Raw genomic sequence first — 15874 nt, forward strand, 5'->3', positions numbered from 1 at the left:
GACGTCGCCCTAACCATCAACCCGATCAGAGGAAAATCAGTCCCAAGCGCGTGGCGAAAAACACGACACAGAAAAGTGCGACCGTATAAACCCCAAACTAAATCGAAATGAGAACCGCGTTACGATGAATGAAGCGGGCTAAGCTTACGACAAAACTGATCACTAAGGAGATCAAAAAAGTCGCAAGATAAAACCACCAATATTCGGATCGCCTGGCCCGGCCGGTAAAATCAACATATTTCCGCATACACAGACTGAAGGCCTGAGAGAATTTCACGGGCGAAGCAGGCGGCCCAAAACGGTTGGGCCCGGAGGGCTTGACGAGCAATGGCAGAAAGCCCGGCAAGCCGAGTATGACGAGAAATAGAAGATGCCAGATTGAAAGCGTACCCATTTGTTTACTCCCCCTTTACGCCGTCACCCCTCGCCCCGCGCCTTTTGCTTTTTTTGCCGCAGGTCGGCCCAGTAGTCCAGTCTTTGCCGCACCTTGCCTTCGTGGCCGCTGCCCGCCGGGTCGTAGATGACCGGTCGCTTCATGCCGTCGGGAAAATAGTTCTGGCCGGAAAAGCCGTCGGGATCGTCCGGGTCGTAAATATAGCCCTTGCCGTAGCCGATTTCCTTCATCAGTCTGGTCGGCGCGTTCAATATCACGGCGGGCGGGTCGAGATGGCCGGTTTCCTTCGCCAGCATCGTCGCCTTTTTAAAGGCGGTATAGACCGCATTCGATTTCGGCGCCGAGGCCATATGCACCACAGCCTGGGCCAAAGCCAGTTCGCCTTCAGGCGAGCCGAGCACCTCATAGGTATCCCGCGCGGCATGGCACATCAAAAGCGACATCGGATCGGCATTGCCGATGTCCTCTGAGGCCATGCGGATCAGCCGGCGCGCGATAAACAAAGGATCGTCGCCGCCGTTCAGCATCCGCGCCAGCCAGTACAGCGCCGCATCCGGGTCCGAGCCGCGCACCGACTTATGCAGGGCCGAGATCAGGTTGTAATGGCCTTCGCGGTCCTTGTCGTGATTGGGACGCCGCTTCTGCAACTGCGCCAGCAGTTCATCCGGCCTCAAAGCTTCGGTAAAGCCCATATGGTCGAGCGATTCGATCAGGCTCAGGAGATAGCGCCCGTCGCCATCGCTCAGAAGTTTCAGCGTCTCGTAAGCCTCGTCGGTCAGCGGCAATTTATGGCCGATATGACCTTCGGCGCGCGCAATGATCTCATCCTGCGCCGCCTCATCCAGCCGTTTCAGCACAAACACCTGACAGCGCGACAAAAGCGCGCCGTTCAGCTCAAACGACGGATTTTCGGTCGTGGCCCCGATCAGGGTCACCACGCCTGCCTCGACATAGGGTAAGAAACTGTCCTGCTGGGCGCGGTTGAAACGGTGGATCTCATCGACGAACAGGACCGTGCGATGCCCCATGCGATGCCGGACCTGCGCCTGCTCGAATGCCTTTTTCAGATCGGCGACACCCGAAAAAACCGCCGAAATCTGCTGGAACTCGTAGCCCGCCGCCTCGGCCAGCAGGCGCGCAATCGTCGTCTTGCCGACGCCCGGCGGCCCCCACAGGATCAGGCTGGGCAGAAAGCCGCGCTCGACCAGCCGCGAAATCGCCCCGCCTTCGCCCAGCAGATGCGACTGCCCGACCACCTGATCCAGCGCGCGCGGGCGCAACCGGTCGGCCAGCGGCTTGGACGCATCATCGACAGATAAGGTTTTCGCCTGAGGCTCGGCGTCACCGAAAAGATCGCTTGTCATAAGAACACATATAGAACATGAATCATCCGCTTGCCATACCCCTGTCGCATTCTGGCAGGGCGCGCCTATATGGAGGCGGCACAGCTTACCGTACAGGACACAGCATGGAACCGGTCATCGCCATAACAGGCTTGGAAAAGACCTATAAGGGCGGATTTCAGGCGCTGAAAGGCGTCGATCTCAGCATAAATCGCGGCGAAATCTTCGCCCTGCTTGGCCCGAATGGCGCGGGCAAGACCACCTTGATCGGCATTGTCTGCGGGCTGGTGCGGCCGACCGGCGGCACGGTGATCGCCGACGGCTTCGACATCGCCAGGGATTATCGCGCCGCCCGCACCCGCATCGGCCTGGTGCCGCAGGAACTGGCGACCGACATGTTCGAGACGGTCTGGCACACGGTCAGCCATTCGCGCGGCCTGTTCGGTAAGCCGCCCAATCCGAAACTGATCGAGCAGATCCTGCGCGATTTATCATTGTGGGACAAGCGCAACAACAAGATCGCGACCCTATCCGGCGGCATGAAGCGGCGCGTGCTGATCGCCAAGGCGCTGTCGCATGAACCCACCATCCTGTTCTTGGATGAGCCGACCGCTGGGGTCGATGTCGAGCTGCGCCGCGATATGTGGCAGATGGTGCGCCGCCTACGCGAAGCGGGCGTCACCATCATCCTGACCACCCACTATATCGAGGAGGCCGAGGAGATGGCCGACCGTATCGGCGTGATCAATAAGGGTGAGATCATCCTGGTCGAGGACAAGCGCGACCTGATGAAAAAACTCGGCCAGACCCGCGTGCAGATCACCCTGACTCAGGCCCTCGCCGCGCCGCCGGACATTGGCCGGGAGACGCATTTGAGCGAAGACGGTCTGACCCTGAGCTTTACCTTAAGCGGCGAAGGACACGATCAGGATACCGGCGTCGCCGACGCGCTCAAAGCCCTGATGCAGCAGGGAATCGACTTTTCCGGCGTCAATGCCGAACGCTCGTCGCTCGAAGATATTTTCGTCAACCTGGTCGAGGCCCGCGCCGCATGAGTTCGTTCAATTTTTACGCCGTCCGCGCGCTCTACACCTTCGAAATGAGCCGGATGTGGCGCACCCTGTTTCAGAGCCTGGCCGCGCCGGTTCTGTCCACCTCGCTCTATTTCATCGTCTTCGGCTCGGCCATCGGCGGACGCATGACGACGGTGGACGGCGTATCTTACGGCGCCTTTATCGTGCCGGGCCTGACTCTCCTCAGCATCCTGACCGAAAGCGTGTCCAACGCCTCATTCGGCATCTATCTGCCGCGCTTTACCGGCACGATTTATGAGCTTTTGTCCGCGCCAGTGTCAGTGATCGAGGCCCTGCTCGGCTATGTCGGGGCGGCGGCGTCGAAATCGCTGATTCTCGGCGTCGTCATCCTGATCACCGCGCGCCTGTTCGTCGCGTATCACATTGCGCATCCGGTCTGGATGATCGTCTTCCTGATGCTCAACAGCCTGACCTTTTCCCTGTTCGGCTTCATTCTCGGCGTCTGGGCCGACGGTTTCGAGAAACTTCAGGTCGTGCCCTTGCTGGTGATCACGCCGCTGACCTTTCTGGGCGGCACCTTCTATTCGATCCATATGCTGCCCGCCCTGTGGCAGAAGATCATCCTGTTCAACCCGATCGTCTATCTGGTCAACGGCTTCCGCTGGGCCTTCTACGACAAGGCCGACGTCAATATGGCGATCAGCCTGGGCATGACTTTGGGCTTTATGGCGATCTGCATTGCGATCATCGCCTGGATATTCAAGACCGGCTATCGGTTACGCACATAAGAAAACTCCGGCCCGGAACTGTGACCAGCAGCTCCGGGCCGGGTGATATGCGCGCCGGACAAGGGGAGTAAACCAGCGCGCCCCGCATGTGTCCCGGTCTCAGGGGCCTCCGGGACACAAAATGACAATAACAACTAAAGGTTGCATTATGATTAATGCAATCAACGGACGATTTTTCTTGGTTTTCTCGCTATAGGCATGGCCGCGAGAATGGGGCATAAGAGGCGAAACGACGGAGACCTCATGCCATCCGCCCCTTCCAACCCTACGCATAAGCCGTCCTTTTTCGACCGATTATGGAACGCCGACGATGCAAGCCTGCGGTGGATACTGGGCGCGCTGATTGTGGTGCTGGCCTGCTTCAATTTCCTGCGCGACCTGAACAATCCCAACCATGCCTTCTGGGACGAAAGCTATTATCTGACCACGGCGCAACGCTATGAAGAAGGCACGGCGCAATACGCCTCGCACCCGCCGCTGGCCTTCATGTTCATGGACGCCAGCCTGAAGCTGTCGGGCGCCAATAAGACTCTCAACCTGCATCATCTGGCCGAGGTCAAGAAGATCGACACGCGCGTCGTGCCGGACGGCTACGACTTCACCTGGATACGCCTGCCTTCGGCCCTGTTCGCGGTGGCGGGCGCGCTTCTATTCTATCTGATCATGCTCAGGCTTGTGCAGGAGCCGTTCGAGGCCTTTGTCTTCTCGCTGCTGTTCGTGTTCGAGAACGCCTACATCGTGCATTTCCGCGCCGCCCATCTCGATTCGTATCAGATGACCTTCACGCTCGGCTCTGTGCTGGTCTGGCTGCACACATTCGGGCGCGAACCGAAACGCCCGCTTGTGACCTGGCTGAGCTTTGGCGTACTGTGCGGCCTCAGCTTCATGTGCAAGGTCAACTCCCTGCCTCTGTTATTCCTTGGCGCCTTGAGCCTGCTGCGCGCCCTTTGGGATGAGCGCACACGCGAAAATTTCTGGCGACAATTTTTGCGCGGCTGGACCGTGCTGGCCGGTTTCTTCGCTATGCTGATCCTGATCTTCAGCCTGCACGTCGTCTTCAATCCGAACGCCCCCGATCCGACCACCGAAGCGGGCAAGCGCGACCTGCGCTATATGGATCAGGTCTATCAGGACTATCTGCACCATAAGCGCGGCCTGTCGCCCGAAGTCATCTGGCACGCCACTTACGGCTATTATCAATACATGAAGCACGACTTCACCGGCGAGGTGAAGACCGAACCGAACGGCTCACAGCCGATCCTGTGGCCCTTCATGGCCAAGGCGATCAATTATCGCTGGGATTTCGACGGTCATCGCACCGCCTACACCCAGATGCTGGGCAATCCGGTCAATTGGGGGCTGGGCCTGCTGGGCGTCGTCGGCGCGCTGGTGTTGGTGGTCCGTCGCCGCTTCCGCGATGAGACGCCGCAGGAGACGCGCGATCTCGATCTGAGCGAGGCCCTGCTGGCCATGTACGCCGTCTTCATGGGCATCCATATCTATCTGGGCCTGCAAAGGGTGATGTACATCTATCACTATTTCATCGGCCTGGCCCTGACCTTCATGCTGGCGGCGTTGACCTTCCGCCTGCTGATGCGGCGCCTGCCTTGGCTGGACAAACACCGCTTCAGCATCTTGTGCGCCCTCAGCCTGCTGATTGCGGGCAGCTTCCTGTTCTACGCGCCTCTGACCTACCATCAGCAGATGACCCGCGCCGCCTGCGAAGCGCGCAACATCCCCGTCCGTTTGGTGGTGTGCCAGCCGGTGAAAAAGCACATGGTGACGAAATGATCTGGCTCGACCTCGCCCGCCGGGGCAAGACCAACTGGTGGCGTTATCTGGTGGCGTGGCCGCTGGCGATCCTGATCGCGATCGTGACGATCACCGTCCTGCTGGCCGCGCCGATCTGGCTGCACTGGCTGCCAGCCAGCATCACCGGCGACATGCAGTCCGCCGCGCACCCCATTGTTTTCTATGGGAGTCAGGGCCTGACCTTCGCCCTGTTCCTGTTCGGCTTCTGGGCGGCGATCCGTCTGATGCACGGCAAGCGATTCAGCGATATACGCGGCGCCTGGAGCTGGCGATCTTTCTTGACCGGCATGGGCGTATGGCTGGTCGTTCTGATTGTCCTGACCCTGATCGACTATGTGATCCGTCCGAAGGGTTTTCACCTCAGTCTGAGCCTGACGCCCGTTGCGGTTCTCGTCGCCATTGTCGGCCTGCTGGTCCAGACCTTCACCGAGGAATTCGTGTTCCGCGGCTACCTGTCGCAAAGCCTGCTGCTGGCGACCAAGAATCAGGTTGTCGCCATCGTATTAAGCAGCCTCGTCTTCGGCGCCATGCACATTCCGAACGGCATCCCCCAGGCGGTCGGCGCCACAATCTTCGGCCTCGTCGCCACGACCATGGCGATCCGCACCGGCAGCCTGTCTCTAAGCTATGGCGTTCACTTCATGAACAATCTGTTCGGCGCCATCATCGTTGTGTCGGCGCAGGACGTGTTCAAAGGCGCGCCTGCCCTGATTACACAAAACACGCCGGACCTGATGTGGTCGGACACCGCCATTGGCGCCGTCGCCATGCTGGCCGCGACCGCCCTTCTGCTGCGTTCGCGGAAAAAAGCTGTTTAAGCTTCCGCGAAAACGACCGTCACACCCTTCTTGCGGAAATAGGACTGCATCAGCTTGCGGCCCTGACGGTTGTTCTGCGCCAGACGGGTCGGTTCGACCACGGCTTCCTTGAGGCCTTCCGCGGCCAGCGCCGCCTTCAGATTCTTGATGCAGGCGTCGATCTCGGCATTATCATTGGCCAGCGACTCGTAAATGCGTTCCATGGCGTCAGCGACGGTCAAGTTTCATTCTCCTGTGATCTTCGCCGGGTTACAGAAATGCAGCGCGTGACGCAAGAGCGTCGCGCGTCGCCCATATCGAAGGCTTGCTCAAAAATTGACGTTTCCGTAAAGTTTGGTACAGTCCTCCGAACGCATAAAAGAGACAGACAGGGAGTTCGCAGCGTATGTTCGCCAATCTCAAACGTGACCTGACCTTCCTGAAACGCCTGATCCGCATCCTGGGTCGGGTGAATAAGATTTCACCGGATTCGCACAATCTGGTCTGCGACGATTTCGAAGCGGTGGCCGACAGGCATCCGACTCGTCCCGCCCTCAGCTTCGAGGGCAAGTCCATGACCTATCAGCAGCTCGACATGCTGGCTAACCGCTACGCCCACTGGGCGCGTCAGCGCGGCCTAAAGCCCGGCGATACGGTCGCCCTGTTCATGCCCAACCGCAGCGACTACATCGCCATCTGGCTGGGGCTCAACAAGGTCGGCGTCATCACCGCCCTGATCAACAATTCTCTGACCGGTTCGGGTCTGGCGCACTGCATCAACATCTCGATGGCCAGCCTGACCCTGGTGGATATGACCACCAAGGCCGCTTTCGACGAGATCGAAAGCCAGATCGCGCGCTTTCAGACCCTGTGGGTGCTGGACCTGCCGCGTGAGGACGAAAGCGAGCATTGCCGCAGCCTCGATGCGGCGATCAAAGGCGTCTCCAGCGTCCGCCCCGACCCCGCCCTGCGCGCTGGCCTGACCGCCGGCAGCGTCGCGCTTTATATCTACACCTCCGGCACGACTGGCCTGCCCAAGGCGGCCAAGATTTCCAACGCCCGCGCCCAGCTCTATATGCAGGCCTTCGCCGGTCTCAGCCATATGACGCCGGAGGACAAGATCTACTGCGTTCTGCCGCTGTACCACGCCACGGGCGGACTGTGCGGCGTTGGGGCGGCGCTGATGAACGGCGCCTGCGTGCTGCTCAAGCGCAAATTCTCGGCCAGCCAGTTCTGGAGCGATGTGCGTAAAGAGCGCGTCACCCATATCGTCTATATCGGCGAACTGTGCCGCTACCTCGTCAACTCGCCGCCTTCGCCTAATCCCGATGACGAGACGAAGCACAAGGTGCGCATGGCCTTCGGCAACGGCATGCGACCGGAAGTCTGGGACCACTTCAAGAAGCGCTTTAAAATTCCATCCATCGTCGAGTTTTACGGTTCGACCGAGGGCAATGTCTCCCTGTTCAATCTCGACGGCCAGCCCGGCGCGGTCGGGCGCGTGCCGAAAATCCTGCGCGGCAAGTTCAATGTCCGGCTGGTGCGCTTCGACGTCGAAAGCGAAATGCCGGTGCGCGGCATGAACGGCCTGTGTCAGGAGTGCAAGCCCGGCGAGATCGGCGAGGCCATCGGCATTATCGGCCATGATGTGCGCCACTCCTATTCCGGCTATGCCGACAAGGCCGCGACGCAAAAGAAGATTCTCACCGATGTGCTGAAAAAAGGCGACGCCTGGTTCCGCACCGGCGACCTGATGCGTCAGGACAAGCACGGCTATCTCTATTTTGTCGATCGCATCGGCGACACCTTCCGCTGGAAAGGCGAGAATGTCTCAACCTCCGAAGTCGCCGAATACTGCGCCTCGGCGCCGGGAGTGGAGGAGGCCATTGTCTATGGCGTGCCGCTGATCAATCACGACGGCAAGGCGGGCATGGTCTCGCTGATCACACGCGAAGGCTTCGACCTGGCGGCGTTCAAGGCGCATGTCGATTCGCACCTGCCCGTCTATGCGCGCCCGGTCTTCGTGCGCCTGCTCACCGAGGTCGAGACCACCGGCACCTTCAAATACAAGAAGATGGACCTGGTCAGCGAAGGTTTCGACCCCAACCGCGTGCATGACCCCCTGTTTGTCTGCGCCGACAAGGGCGGTTATGAGCCGCTGACGCCCGCCCTGATCAATACGATTGAAACAGGCCAGCTCAGATTATAATCGGTCGCCTCATGCCCAGAAGGACTTACGCTTTTGGGCATGAGGCCTGGTAAGACGCCTCAAGTTTTTTCCCAAAAGTGCTTACACTTTTGGGCATGAGGCTTGCTAAGACGCCTCATGTTTTTCCTAAAAGTGCTTACACTTTTAGGCATGAGGCTCTAATTTACCGGCATGAGAACACCCGCCGCCCTGAGCCGATTCACCCTGGATTTCCTCAAGACGGAGGCCGGTTCCGGCTTCCTTCTGGCCCTGTGCGCCCTGATCGCGATGATCTGGGCCAATTCGCCGTGGGCGCAAACCTATTTCGGCTTCATCAACTACCATTTCGAGATCGACGTCGGACCTTTATGGCGTTTCGACGAGAGCGTGCTGGAATGGACGAAGGAAGGGCTGATGGCCATCTTCTTCTTCGTCGTCGGGCTTGAGATCAAGTACGAGATCGTGCGCGGCGCCCTGTCCAGCCCGCGCAAACTGGCCCTGCCGGTCGTAGCAGCGCTGGGCGGCATGGCGGTTCCCGCGCTCGTCTATCTCGGCGTCAATCTGATCGACGGCGGCGACCTGCGCGGCTGGTCTGTTCCAACCGCCACCGACATCGCCTTTGCGCTGGCTGTGCTGGGCATGGCGGGCAAGAGCCTGCCGTCCAGTTTGCGGGTCTTCCTGCTGACCCTGGCCATTGTCGATGATCTCGGTGCGGTGATCATTATCGGCGTCTTCTATAATTCGCATTTCGACCTGGCGTATCTTGGCGTCGTCGTCGCCCTGCTGGCGGCGATGGCCTCCTTGCGCTATCTGTTCCCGCGCACGCGCCTCGGCTTCTTCTTCGTCTATATGCTGTTCTTCCTGGCCATCTGGGCGATGAGCCTCAAGGCCGGGGTCAGCCCGTCCCTGACCGCCGTGGCCGCAGCCTTCTGCGTCAGCATCGATCCGGCCAATCCGGGCGAAGAAGGCATGGTCAAGGACATAGCCAGCGAACTGCACCCTTACGTCGCCTATCTGATCCTGCCCTTCTTCGCCTTCACGGCGTCAGGTTTCTCTTTCGAGGGCATGAACTGGGCCAGCCTGATCGACCCGCGCTTTCTCGGCACGCTGCTGGGCCTGTTCGTCGGCAAGCAGATCGGCATCTTTCTGGCCAGTCTGGCCGCTATCATCGTGGGGCTGGCGCGCCTGCCCGACGGCGCAACGCGCGCCCAGCTTTACGGCGTGTGCCTGTTGTGCGGCATCGGCTTTACCATGAGCCTTTACATGGCGGCTCTGGCGTTCGAGGGCGGCCACGAAGGCGGCCTGATCGCCGTCAAGTCGGGCGTCATGGCCGGATCCTTGCTCTCGGCGGGCGTCGGCGCCGCCCTGCTGTCATGGCTGGGCAAGCGGCGTCAGGCGCAGGCCGCTTAAACTGTCGGCGTCCTTCACGGCGCGCACGACCAGCACATTACGGCCCGCCTGCAGGTCCGCGACACCCGACGACGGCGCGTGATCGGTTTCGATCCTGAAGGCCGACGGGTCACTGGCCTCTACCGTCACGGCATAACGGCCTGCCCGGGCGGCATCGAGCGTATAATGCAGCCATTCCCCGGCCTGAACCTGCGTCACCACAGGCCCATCCGGCGTGTCGGCGATGTCCACCCCGTCATTACGATAGACGCCGCCATCATTGCCCGTCGTATGCGCTCCGCCGGTTGAGACATAGTAGTTGCCCGACACCGTGTCGTGATAAGCGACGCCATCGGGCCCCAGATCATAATCGGCAGCGCGGATCACAGCGCCCTCAGCCCCGACCGCGTGGCTGACGAAAGGCACGGCCGCATCGCTGTGCACAGCGCGGAACATGGCGTCGATCACATCTTGATGGACCGGATTATGCTCAAAGCGGACATCCTGCGTCGCCAGGGTCATCAGGCCGCGCTCGGCCGTCGCCGCATCAGGCCTTCGCCCCTCGCCGCTCAGCCAGGCCGATACCTTCATATAGTCGGCGTTCGGACGCACTTCGAGCGGGTTGTTGATGCCGATCTTTTTCAGCGGCCACCACGACCAGCCAATGCCGTTATCCTCCTCCAGCCGGATCGCATGGGTGAACCAGTCGTTCGAGTTTTCGCCCGATTCGCCGTTCCATAGCGGCACATTGTATTTGGCGCGCATCGCGACAAAGTCGGCTATCGTGTCGGGCGTCGTATAGTTCCAGTATTTATGGAAGCTCAGCGCCAGATTAGCGTCCATCGGCGGCATCAAACCCTTGTAATTATTCCCCCAACAATTGCCCTCAATGATGACGAGGTGGTTCTGATCCTCATCGCGCACGGCCTTGATCGTGCGTACATAGAGATCGCGCAGCGGAGCGTTCTGCGTCTCCTTGCAGCCGTTCTTGTCGGAAGCGTCCTGAAAGCCCCAGTTCGGCTCGTTCAGCAGATCAAAGCCCCCAATCGTCGGCTCATCATGATAACGCCGCGCCAGTTCGCGCCACAGGGCGATCATCTTGCTCTGATCGTCCGGGCTTTGCCATAGCGACGGTTTGGCCGGATCGCGGTCGGAAATCGGCAGGTCATTGCCCTGTCCGCCCGGCGCGGCATGCAGATCGAGGATGATCACCATGTCATTGGCCTTGCACCAGGCGATCAGCCGGTCGATCATGGCGAAGCCTTCCGGCTTCCAGACGATCTTGCCGGGGATATCCTCCATAAACAGGTTCCAGTGCATCGGCAGGCGCACCGAATTGAAGCCCCAGGACGCCATCGCGTCGATATCGGCCTTGGTGACCTCATTGTCGCGCCAGGCCTGATAAAAGGCCTCGGCCTTGTCCGGCCCGATCAGCTCGGCGATCTTCGCCTTGATGGCGTGTTGCGGCAGGCCGCCCGCCTTCAGCATATAGCCTTCCTGAAGCATCCAGCCGCCAAGCCCCATGCCGCGCAGCAGAACAGGCCTTCCCGCGCCATCGACAATCTGCTGATCCCTGGCGTGTAAAAAGCCTTCGGCGTATGCGGGTACGGCCAGCGCCAGAGCGGCGGTGGCGAGCAGAAGATGTTTCATGGCGTTTCCTCTTTTTTTCGCAGGCTAAGCGCGAATGACAGCGCTGACAAGAGCTTGACTCATGCGACCGCTGCGCCGACATGCAAGCCATGCCCTATCGCCCCGCACCCCTTTTGAGCCAGAGCGGCCTTGACCTGTTCGATCCGGTCGCCGCCGCGAACTTTCCGCAAACTATCCTGCGTTACCGCAACACCCGCGCCGCGCACAGTATCGGGCTGGAGACTGTAAGCGACGCCGATTGGGTCGGCTATTTCGGACGCTTTCAGCCCCTGCCCGATAACCAGCCGCAGCCTCTGGCCCTGCGCTATCACGGCCACCAGTTTCGCCACTACAATCCCGATCTCGGCGACGGACGCGGTTTTCTGTTCGCTCAAATGTATGATGACGCTGACCGGCTTCTCGATCTCGGCACGAAGGGTTCGGGAACCACGCCGTATTCACGCGGCGGCGACGGCCGCCTGACGCTCAAGGGCGGCGTGCGCGAGGTTCTGGCCACCGCCATGCTGGAGGCTCTGGGCGTGCCGACCTCGAAATCGCTGTCGCTGATCGAAACCGGCGAGGCGCTGATGCGCGGCGACGAGCCGTCCCCGACGCGATCTTCCGTGCTGGTCCGGCTCAGCCACAGCCATATCCGCTTCGGCACGTTCGAGCGGCTGGCCTATCTGAATGACGTCGCGACGATGCGTGCGCTCGTCGACTTCATCCGCGCCCACTATTACCCGGATAAGGCAAACGCCGCCGAGTTGTTTGACGCCGTCGTCAGCAACACCGCCCGACTGGCCGCGCGCTGGATGGCGGCGGGCTTTGTGCATGGGGTGCTGAACACCGACAACATGAACATCACGGGCGAGAGCTTCGACTATGGACCCTACCGCTTCCTGCCGCGCTATCAACCCGACTTCACCGCCGCCTATTTCGACCATTCCGGGCTTTACGCCTATGACCGTCAGCCCGACGCCGTGTTGTGGAATCTCGGCCAATTGGGCCGCTGCCTGACCCTGATCACAGAGCCGGAACCGCTGATCGCCAGCTTAAACGCCTTCTCGGACCGTTATCAAAGCGAACTGGAGCAGGCGATCTGCGCGCGTCTCGGCGTGATCCCGACCGGGAATGACGCGCCTCTGGTCGCGGCCTTTTTCAAGCTGGCGCAGGAGCTGCGATTTGACGGCAGTTTCGAGGGATTGATCTATGACGCCATGACAGGCCGTTTCACGACCAGTCCGCGCGCCGCCTCTTATCAGGGCGCAGACTTCGACTCTTTCAAGTCCCTGTTGAACGGCTATCCGCGCGATCGCCCAGAACGTCTGCCCCATCCGCGCCTGCAGCAGCCCGATCCCGAAACCCTGCTCTATGAGGAGATCGAAGCGATCTGGACACAAATCGCCGTCGAAGACGACTGGTCCCTGTTCAACGCCAAACTGGTCGCCATCGACGTGTGGCGCGAAGCCCTCGCCCTATGAAGAAGACGAATCCAGTTTGGAAATAAAGCCCAGCGTATCGAAGACCAGCCGGGTAATGTCCGCGATGGTCTTTTCGCGCCCGGCGTCGTCGAGATTTCCGCCCGACGTGTAGATGGCCAGAAAAACCGGTCCACCTTTGGGAGGCCAGATCACCGCCACATCATTGACCGCGCCGTTCGCGCCCGTGCCGGTCTTGTCCGCGACCACGCTGCCCGCCGGAACCCCGGCGCGGATGCGCGCCTTGCCGGTCTGGCAGTCCACCATCCAGCCCTTGAGCCGGGTCAGGCTGTCCGGTTTCAACGCCGTCCCGGTAAACACCGTGCGCAGCAGGCCGGCCATCGCCGCCGGAGTCGTGGTGTCGCGCTGATCCCCCGGTAGATTGCTGTTCAACTCCGGCTCGTTGCGGTCAAAGCGCGTCACCGCATCGCCCAGACCCCGCGCGAACTGAGTCAACCCCGCCGGACCGCCAACCAGTGGCAGCAGCAGATTGGCCGCCGTATTGTCGCTCAGTTCAACCGCCGCCGCGCACAGATCGGCCACCGCCATTCGCCCCTTGGCGACATGCGCCCTGGTCACCGGCGCATAGGACAGCACATCCTTGTCGCTGTAGGCGATCTCCTTGCTCAGGCTTAGCTTGCCCTGATCGACCTGTTGCAGGATCGCCGCCGCCAGCACCCATTTGAAGGTCGAACAATGCGCGAAGCGCTGATCCGACTCGATGCTGATATTGCCGCCATCGCCTTGCGCACCCGTCAGGGCGCTGACGCCGATCTGGCCGCCGTGGCGCTTCTGAATGGCGACCATGCGTTGCGCAAAGCCGATCGCCTCACGCACCTTGGGCGAGCAGCCCGCCAGACTGAGCGCGCCGACGCCCGCCAACACCCCCCTGCGCGACAGCATCACTTATCCTCCGGCTTCAGATATTTGGCCAGCCAGTTGAACACCGTCTTGTGCCACATCAGAGAGTTCTGCGGTTTGGTCACCCAATGGCTCTCATCGAGGAAGCGCAGGAATTCGGAGTCGATGCCCTTGGCCTGCAAGGCGGTGAAGGCGCCGATGCCCTGCGCCAACGGAATGCGGAAATCCTGATCGGAATGCACGACCAGCATCGGGTCTTTCCAGTCCTTCACATGCAGGGCCGGGTTGAACGTGTCGTAGGCCGCCGGATCGTCATACGGATCGGCGCCCTGCTCCCAATGCTCGAACCACATCTCCTCGGTATTGTAACCCATGGCGCGCGAATCGAACACGCCGTCGTGCGTGACTAGGCACTTCCACGGTTGCGGCCAGTTCCCGGCGATCCAGTTGATCATGAAGCCGCCATACGACGCCCCCAGCGCGCAGGCGCGATCGCCGTCGAGGAATTTGAAATTGGCCAGCGCATAGGCCCAGCCCTTTTGCAGGTCTTCCAGCGGGCGGTCGCCCCAGTGCTGCGAGATCGAATCGGTAAAGGCCTGGCCATAACCGGGCGAGCCGTGGAAGTCGATAAACACCACCGCATAGCCTTCGCCCGCATAGGTTTCCGGGTTCCAGCGGAACGACCAGCCGTCGCCGAACGCCACCTGCGGCCCGCCATGCACGATAAAGGCGACCGGATAGGTCTTGCCCTCCTGATAATTGGCGGGCTTCATCACATAGCCATAGACGTCCTCGTCGTTCCAGCCCTTGAACTTGAACTGCTGGTAATCGCCCTCGGCCAGCGTATCGAGAACGCTGTCGAAAGCGGTGAGGTTCTTCGCGCCGTCATCGACATAGGCCGCCTTGTTCGCGGCGAGATAAAGCGTGTTCGGACGCTTCAGGCTGTTCTTCAGGAAGACGAGGCCCTGCGGCGTCTCCTCATAGGCGACCATGTCGCCGTCCTTTGAGAGCTGCGTGACCTTGCCCGTCTTCACCTCGACGCGGAACAGCAGGTGCTTGCCGTGGTCGTCAGAATCGACCAGCAGGCTCTTGCCGTCCTTGGCCCATTGCAGTCCGGCGACCGTATGGTCCCAGTCCGGCGCCAGAGGCGTAACCTTGCCGCTGCTGAGATCGCGCAGCATGATGTCGAAGCGGTCGGATTCGAATCCGGGCCGCTTCTGCGCCGTATAGGCCAGGGTCTTGCCGTCGGGCGAGACGCGCGGCGCCGCGTCCCAGGCCGGATTGGCGGCGGTCAGGTCAGTCATCGCGCCGCCGGTGACGGGGACGCTGTAAATATCGAAATTGGTGCTCCACGGCTCGGTCTTGCCCGCCAGACGCGCTGACAGATAGACGGTCTGCGAGTCCGGCGAGATGAAGAAATCGCCCTCGTCGCCGAACGGTTTGGACGGAACGTCGCCATCAAAACCATCGGTCAGCGCGACCGGATCGCCGCCCGAAAGGGCCTGATAGAACAGATGGTTGCGCGTGCCGTCCGCCCAGGTGTCCCAGTGGCGCACGAACAGCTTGTCATAGACCATGCCGGTCGCCTTATCGGCCTTGCGCGCGTCCTGCTTCTGGACCGTGCAGGCAATCTCATCGCCTTTACACTCTGGGAAGACCGCCAGGGACAATATGATCCCCTTGCCGTCCGGCGTCAGGCGATAGGCCGAAACGTCGAGCGGCAAATCAGTCACCTGCGTCGCCGCTCCGCCGGTCAGGTCGGTCTTCCAGATTTGCGATGAGCCGCCGCGCGAGGATAGGAAGTAGATCGTCTTGCCATCCGGGCTCCACTGCGCGTCGCCTGCGCCGCCGTCGCTGGCCGCCAGCTTGACCTCCGGCGCGTCAGGCGTCTTCAGATCCTTGAGCCACAAAGATGTCACGCCCTTATTGGCCTGCACGTCGGTGGCGCGCGCGTCGATGACGACATAGCGCCCGCTCGGATCGACCTTCATGCCGTTGATGCGGTCAAGCCCCACCATCTCTTTATAGGTGAACGGCGCCTTGTCCTGGGCGTGGGCGGCGCCAAGCGCCAGAAGCGAAGCCGAAGCGGCGAGCAAAAGCGAAGTGAGGGGGCGGCGCATGTCAAACCTGTCTCAGTCGATACGATGCGTCAGTTAAAGCC

Annotated in this window: 13 protein-coding genes; 7 read left to right on the top strand and 6 right to left on the bottom strand. The window is 60.9% G+C overall.

The genetic code is table 11. The features are described 5' to 3' along the window. Positions 1–97: 97 nt before the first annotated feature. Together ACTHLA_RS14075 and ACTHLA_RS14080 are read right to left on the bottom strand one after the other, a co-directional pair. Positions 98–394 (bottom strand): DUF805 domain-containing protein, encoded by a 297-nt coding sequence (locus tag ACTHLA_RS14075; protein WP_440190549.1) that lies wholly within the window; start codon positions 392–394, stop codon positions 98–100. Positions 395–417: 23 nt separating this feature from the next. Then, positions 418–1758 (bottom strand): replication-associated recombination protein A, encoded by a 1341-nt coding sequence (locus ACTHLA_RS14080; RefSeq protein ID WP_440190552.1) that lies wholly within the window; start codon positions 1756–1758, stop codon positions 418–420. A gap of 104 nt (positions 1759–1862) precedes the next feature. Here ACTHLA_RS14080 and ACTHLA_RS14085 point away from each other — a divergent pair, with 104 nt between their 5' ends. The 4 genes from ACTHLA_RS14085 to ACTHLA_RS14100 all read left to right on the top strand — a co-directional run bounded on the left by ACTHLA_RS14085 (position 1863) and on the right by ACTHLA_RS14100 (position 6189). Beyond that, positions 1863–2792 carry an ABC transporter ATP-binding protein gene (locus ACTHLA_RS14085; RefSeq protein ID WP_440190555.1) on the top strand — a complete coding sequence of 310 codons (930 nt, stop codon included), beginning with the start codon at positions 1863–1865 and terminating at the stop codon, positions 2790–2792. Then, complete coding sequence (locus ACTHLA_RS14090; protein ID WP_440190558.1) at positions 2789–3559, top strand: ABC transporter permease; 771 nt, start codon at positions 2789–2791, stop codon at positions 3557–3559. The genes ACTHLA_RS14085 and ACTHLA_RS14090 overlap by 4 nt, the downstream gene beginning before the upstream one ends. 243 nt (positions 3560–3802) lie before the next feature. After that, positions 3803–5350, top strand: coding sequence for a phospholipid carrier-dependent glycosyltransferase (locus ACTHLA_RS14095; RefSeq protein ID WP_440190561.1), 1548 nt, complete (start codon positions 3803–3805; stop codon positions 5348–5350). Next, complete coding sequence (locus ACTHLA_RS14100; protein ID WP_440190564.1) at positions 5347–6189, top strand: lysostaphin resistance A-like protein; 843 nt, start codon at positions 5347–5349, stop codon at positions 6187–6189. The genes ACTHLA_RS14095 and ACTHLA_RS14100 overlap by 4 nt, the downstream gene beginning before the upstream one ends. Here ACTHLA_RS14100 and ACTHLA_RS14105 read toward each other — a convergent pair. Beyond that, positions 6186–6410: a hypothetical protein gene (locus tag ACTHLA_RS14105; RefSeq protein WP_440190567.1), complete on the bottom strand. Its 225-nt coding sequence runs from the start codon at positions 6408–6410 to the stop codon at positions 6186–6188. The two genes, ACTHLA_RS14100 and ACTHLA_RS14105, sit on opposite strands and share 4 nt — an antisense overlap. A 164-nt stretch (positions 6411–6574) precedes the next feature. Here ACTHLA_RS14105 and ACTHLA_RS14110 point away from each other — a divergent pair, with 164 nt between their 5' ends. Both ACTHLA_RS14110 and nhaA read left to right on the top strand, forming a co-directional pair. Further along, positions 6575–8377, top strand: coding sequence for a long-chain-acyl-CoA synthetase (locus ACTHLA_RS14110; RefSeq protein ID WP_440190570.1), 1803 nt, complete (start codon positions 6575–6577; stop codon positions 8375–8377). A 171-nt stretch (positions 8378–8548) separates the two neighbouring features. Continuing rightward, the gene (gene nhaA / locus ACTHLA_RS14115; RefSeq protein ID WP_440190573.1) at positions 8549–9766 is read left to right on the top strand and encodes a Na+/H+ antiporter NhaA; all 1218 of its coding nucleotides are present in this window, start codon (positions 8549–8551) and stop codon (positions 9764–9766) included. On the opposite strand, the gene ACTHLA_RS14120 is transcribed toward nhaA, so the two are convergent. Then, positions 9728–11395, bottom strand: a complete 1668-nt coding sequence (locus ACTHLA_RS14120; protein WP_440190576.1) for a cellulase family glycosylhydrolase — start codon at positions 11393–11395, stop codon at positions 9728–9730. The genes nhaA and ACTHLA_RS14120 overlap by 39 nt on opposite strands. Positions 11396–11475: 80 nt before the next feature. On the opposite strand from ACTHLA_RS14120, the gene ACTHLA_RS14125 reads away from it, so the two are divergent. After that, a complete protein-coding gene (locus ACTHLA_RS14125) occupies positions 11476–12855 on the top strand; it encodes a protein adenylyltransferase SelO (RefSeq protein WP_440190578.1) in 1380 nt (459 codons plus the stop codon). Here the strand turns inward: ACTHLA_RS14125 and bla are convergent. Continuing rightward, positions 12850–13755, bottom strand: coding sequence for a class A beta-lactamase (gene bla / locus ACTHLA_RS14130; protein WP_440190581.1), 906 nt, complete (start codon positions 13753–13755; stop codon positions 12850–12852). The genes ACTHLA_RS14125 and bla overlap by 6 nt on opposite strands. Further along, positions 13755–15833: a dipeptidyl-peptidase 5 gene (locus tag ACTHLA_RS14135; RefSeq protein ID WP_440190584.1), complete on the bottom strand. Its 2079-nt coding sequence runs from the start codon at positions 15831–15833 to the stop codon at positions 13755–13757. Before ACTHLA_RS14135 ends, bla begins: the two co-directional genes overlap by 1 nt. Between the last annotated feature and the right edge of the window lie 41 nt (positions 15834–15874).

The organism is Asticcacaulis sp., from assembly GCF_051956075.1.
GTDB lineage: Bacteria > Pseudomonadota > Alphaproteobacteria > Caulobacterales > Caulobacteraceae > Asticcacaulis.

Bases quoted from the DNA above. Each gene is read 5' to 3' on its own strand.
- ACTHLA_RS14075 (WP_440190549.1), bottom strand. From the start codon at position 394: ATGGGTACGCTTTCAATCTGGCATCTTCTATTTCTCGTCATACTCGGC.
- ACTHLA_RS14090 (WP_440190558.1), top strand. From the start codon at position 2,789: ATGAGTTCGTTCAATTTTTACGCCGTCCGCGCGCTCTACACCTTCGAA.
- ACTHLA_RS14080 (WP_440190552.1), bottom strand. From the start codon at position 1,758: ATGACAAGCGATCTTTTCGGTGACGCCGAGCCTCAGGCGAAAACCTTA.
- ACTHLA_RS14110 (WP_440190570.1), top strand. From the start codon at position 6,575: ATGTTCGCCAATCTCAAACGTGACCTGACCTTCCTGAAACGCCTGATC.
- ACTHLA_RS14095 (WP_440190561.1), top strand. From the start codon at position 3,803: ATGCCATCCGCCCCTTCCAACCCTACGCATAAGCCGTCCTTTTTCGAC.
- ACTHLA_RS14135 (WP_440190584.1), bottom strand. From the start codon at position 15,833: ATGCGCCGCCCCCTCACTTCGCTTTTGCTCGCCGCTTCGGCTTCGCTT.
- ACTHLA_RS14120 (WP_440190576.1), bottom strand. From the start codon at position 11,395: ATGAAACATCTTCTGCTCGCCACCGCCGCTCTGGCGCTGGCCGTACCC.
- ACTHLA_RS14085 (WP_440190555.1), top strand. From the start codon at position 1,863: ATGGAACCGGTCATCGCCATAACAGGCTTGGAAAAGACCTATAAGGGC.
- ACTHLA_RS14100 (WP_440190564.1), top strand. From the start codon at position 5,347: ATGATCTGGCTCGACCTCGCCCGCCGGGGCAAGACCAACTGGTGGCGT.
- bla (WP_440190581.1), bottom strand. From the start codon at position 13,755: ATGCTGTCGCGCAGGGGGGTGTTGGCGGGCGTCGGCGCGCTCAGTCTG.
- nhaA (WP_440190573.1), top strand. From the start codon at position 8,549: ATGAGAACACCCGCCGCCCTGAGCCGATTCACCCTGGATTTCCTCAAG.
- ACTHLA_RS14125 (WP_440190578.1), top strand. From the start codon at position 11,476: ATGCAAGCCATGCCCTATCGCCCCGCACCCCTTTTGAGCCAGAGCGGC.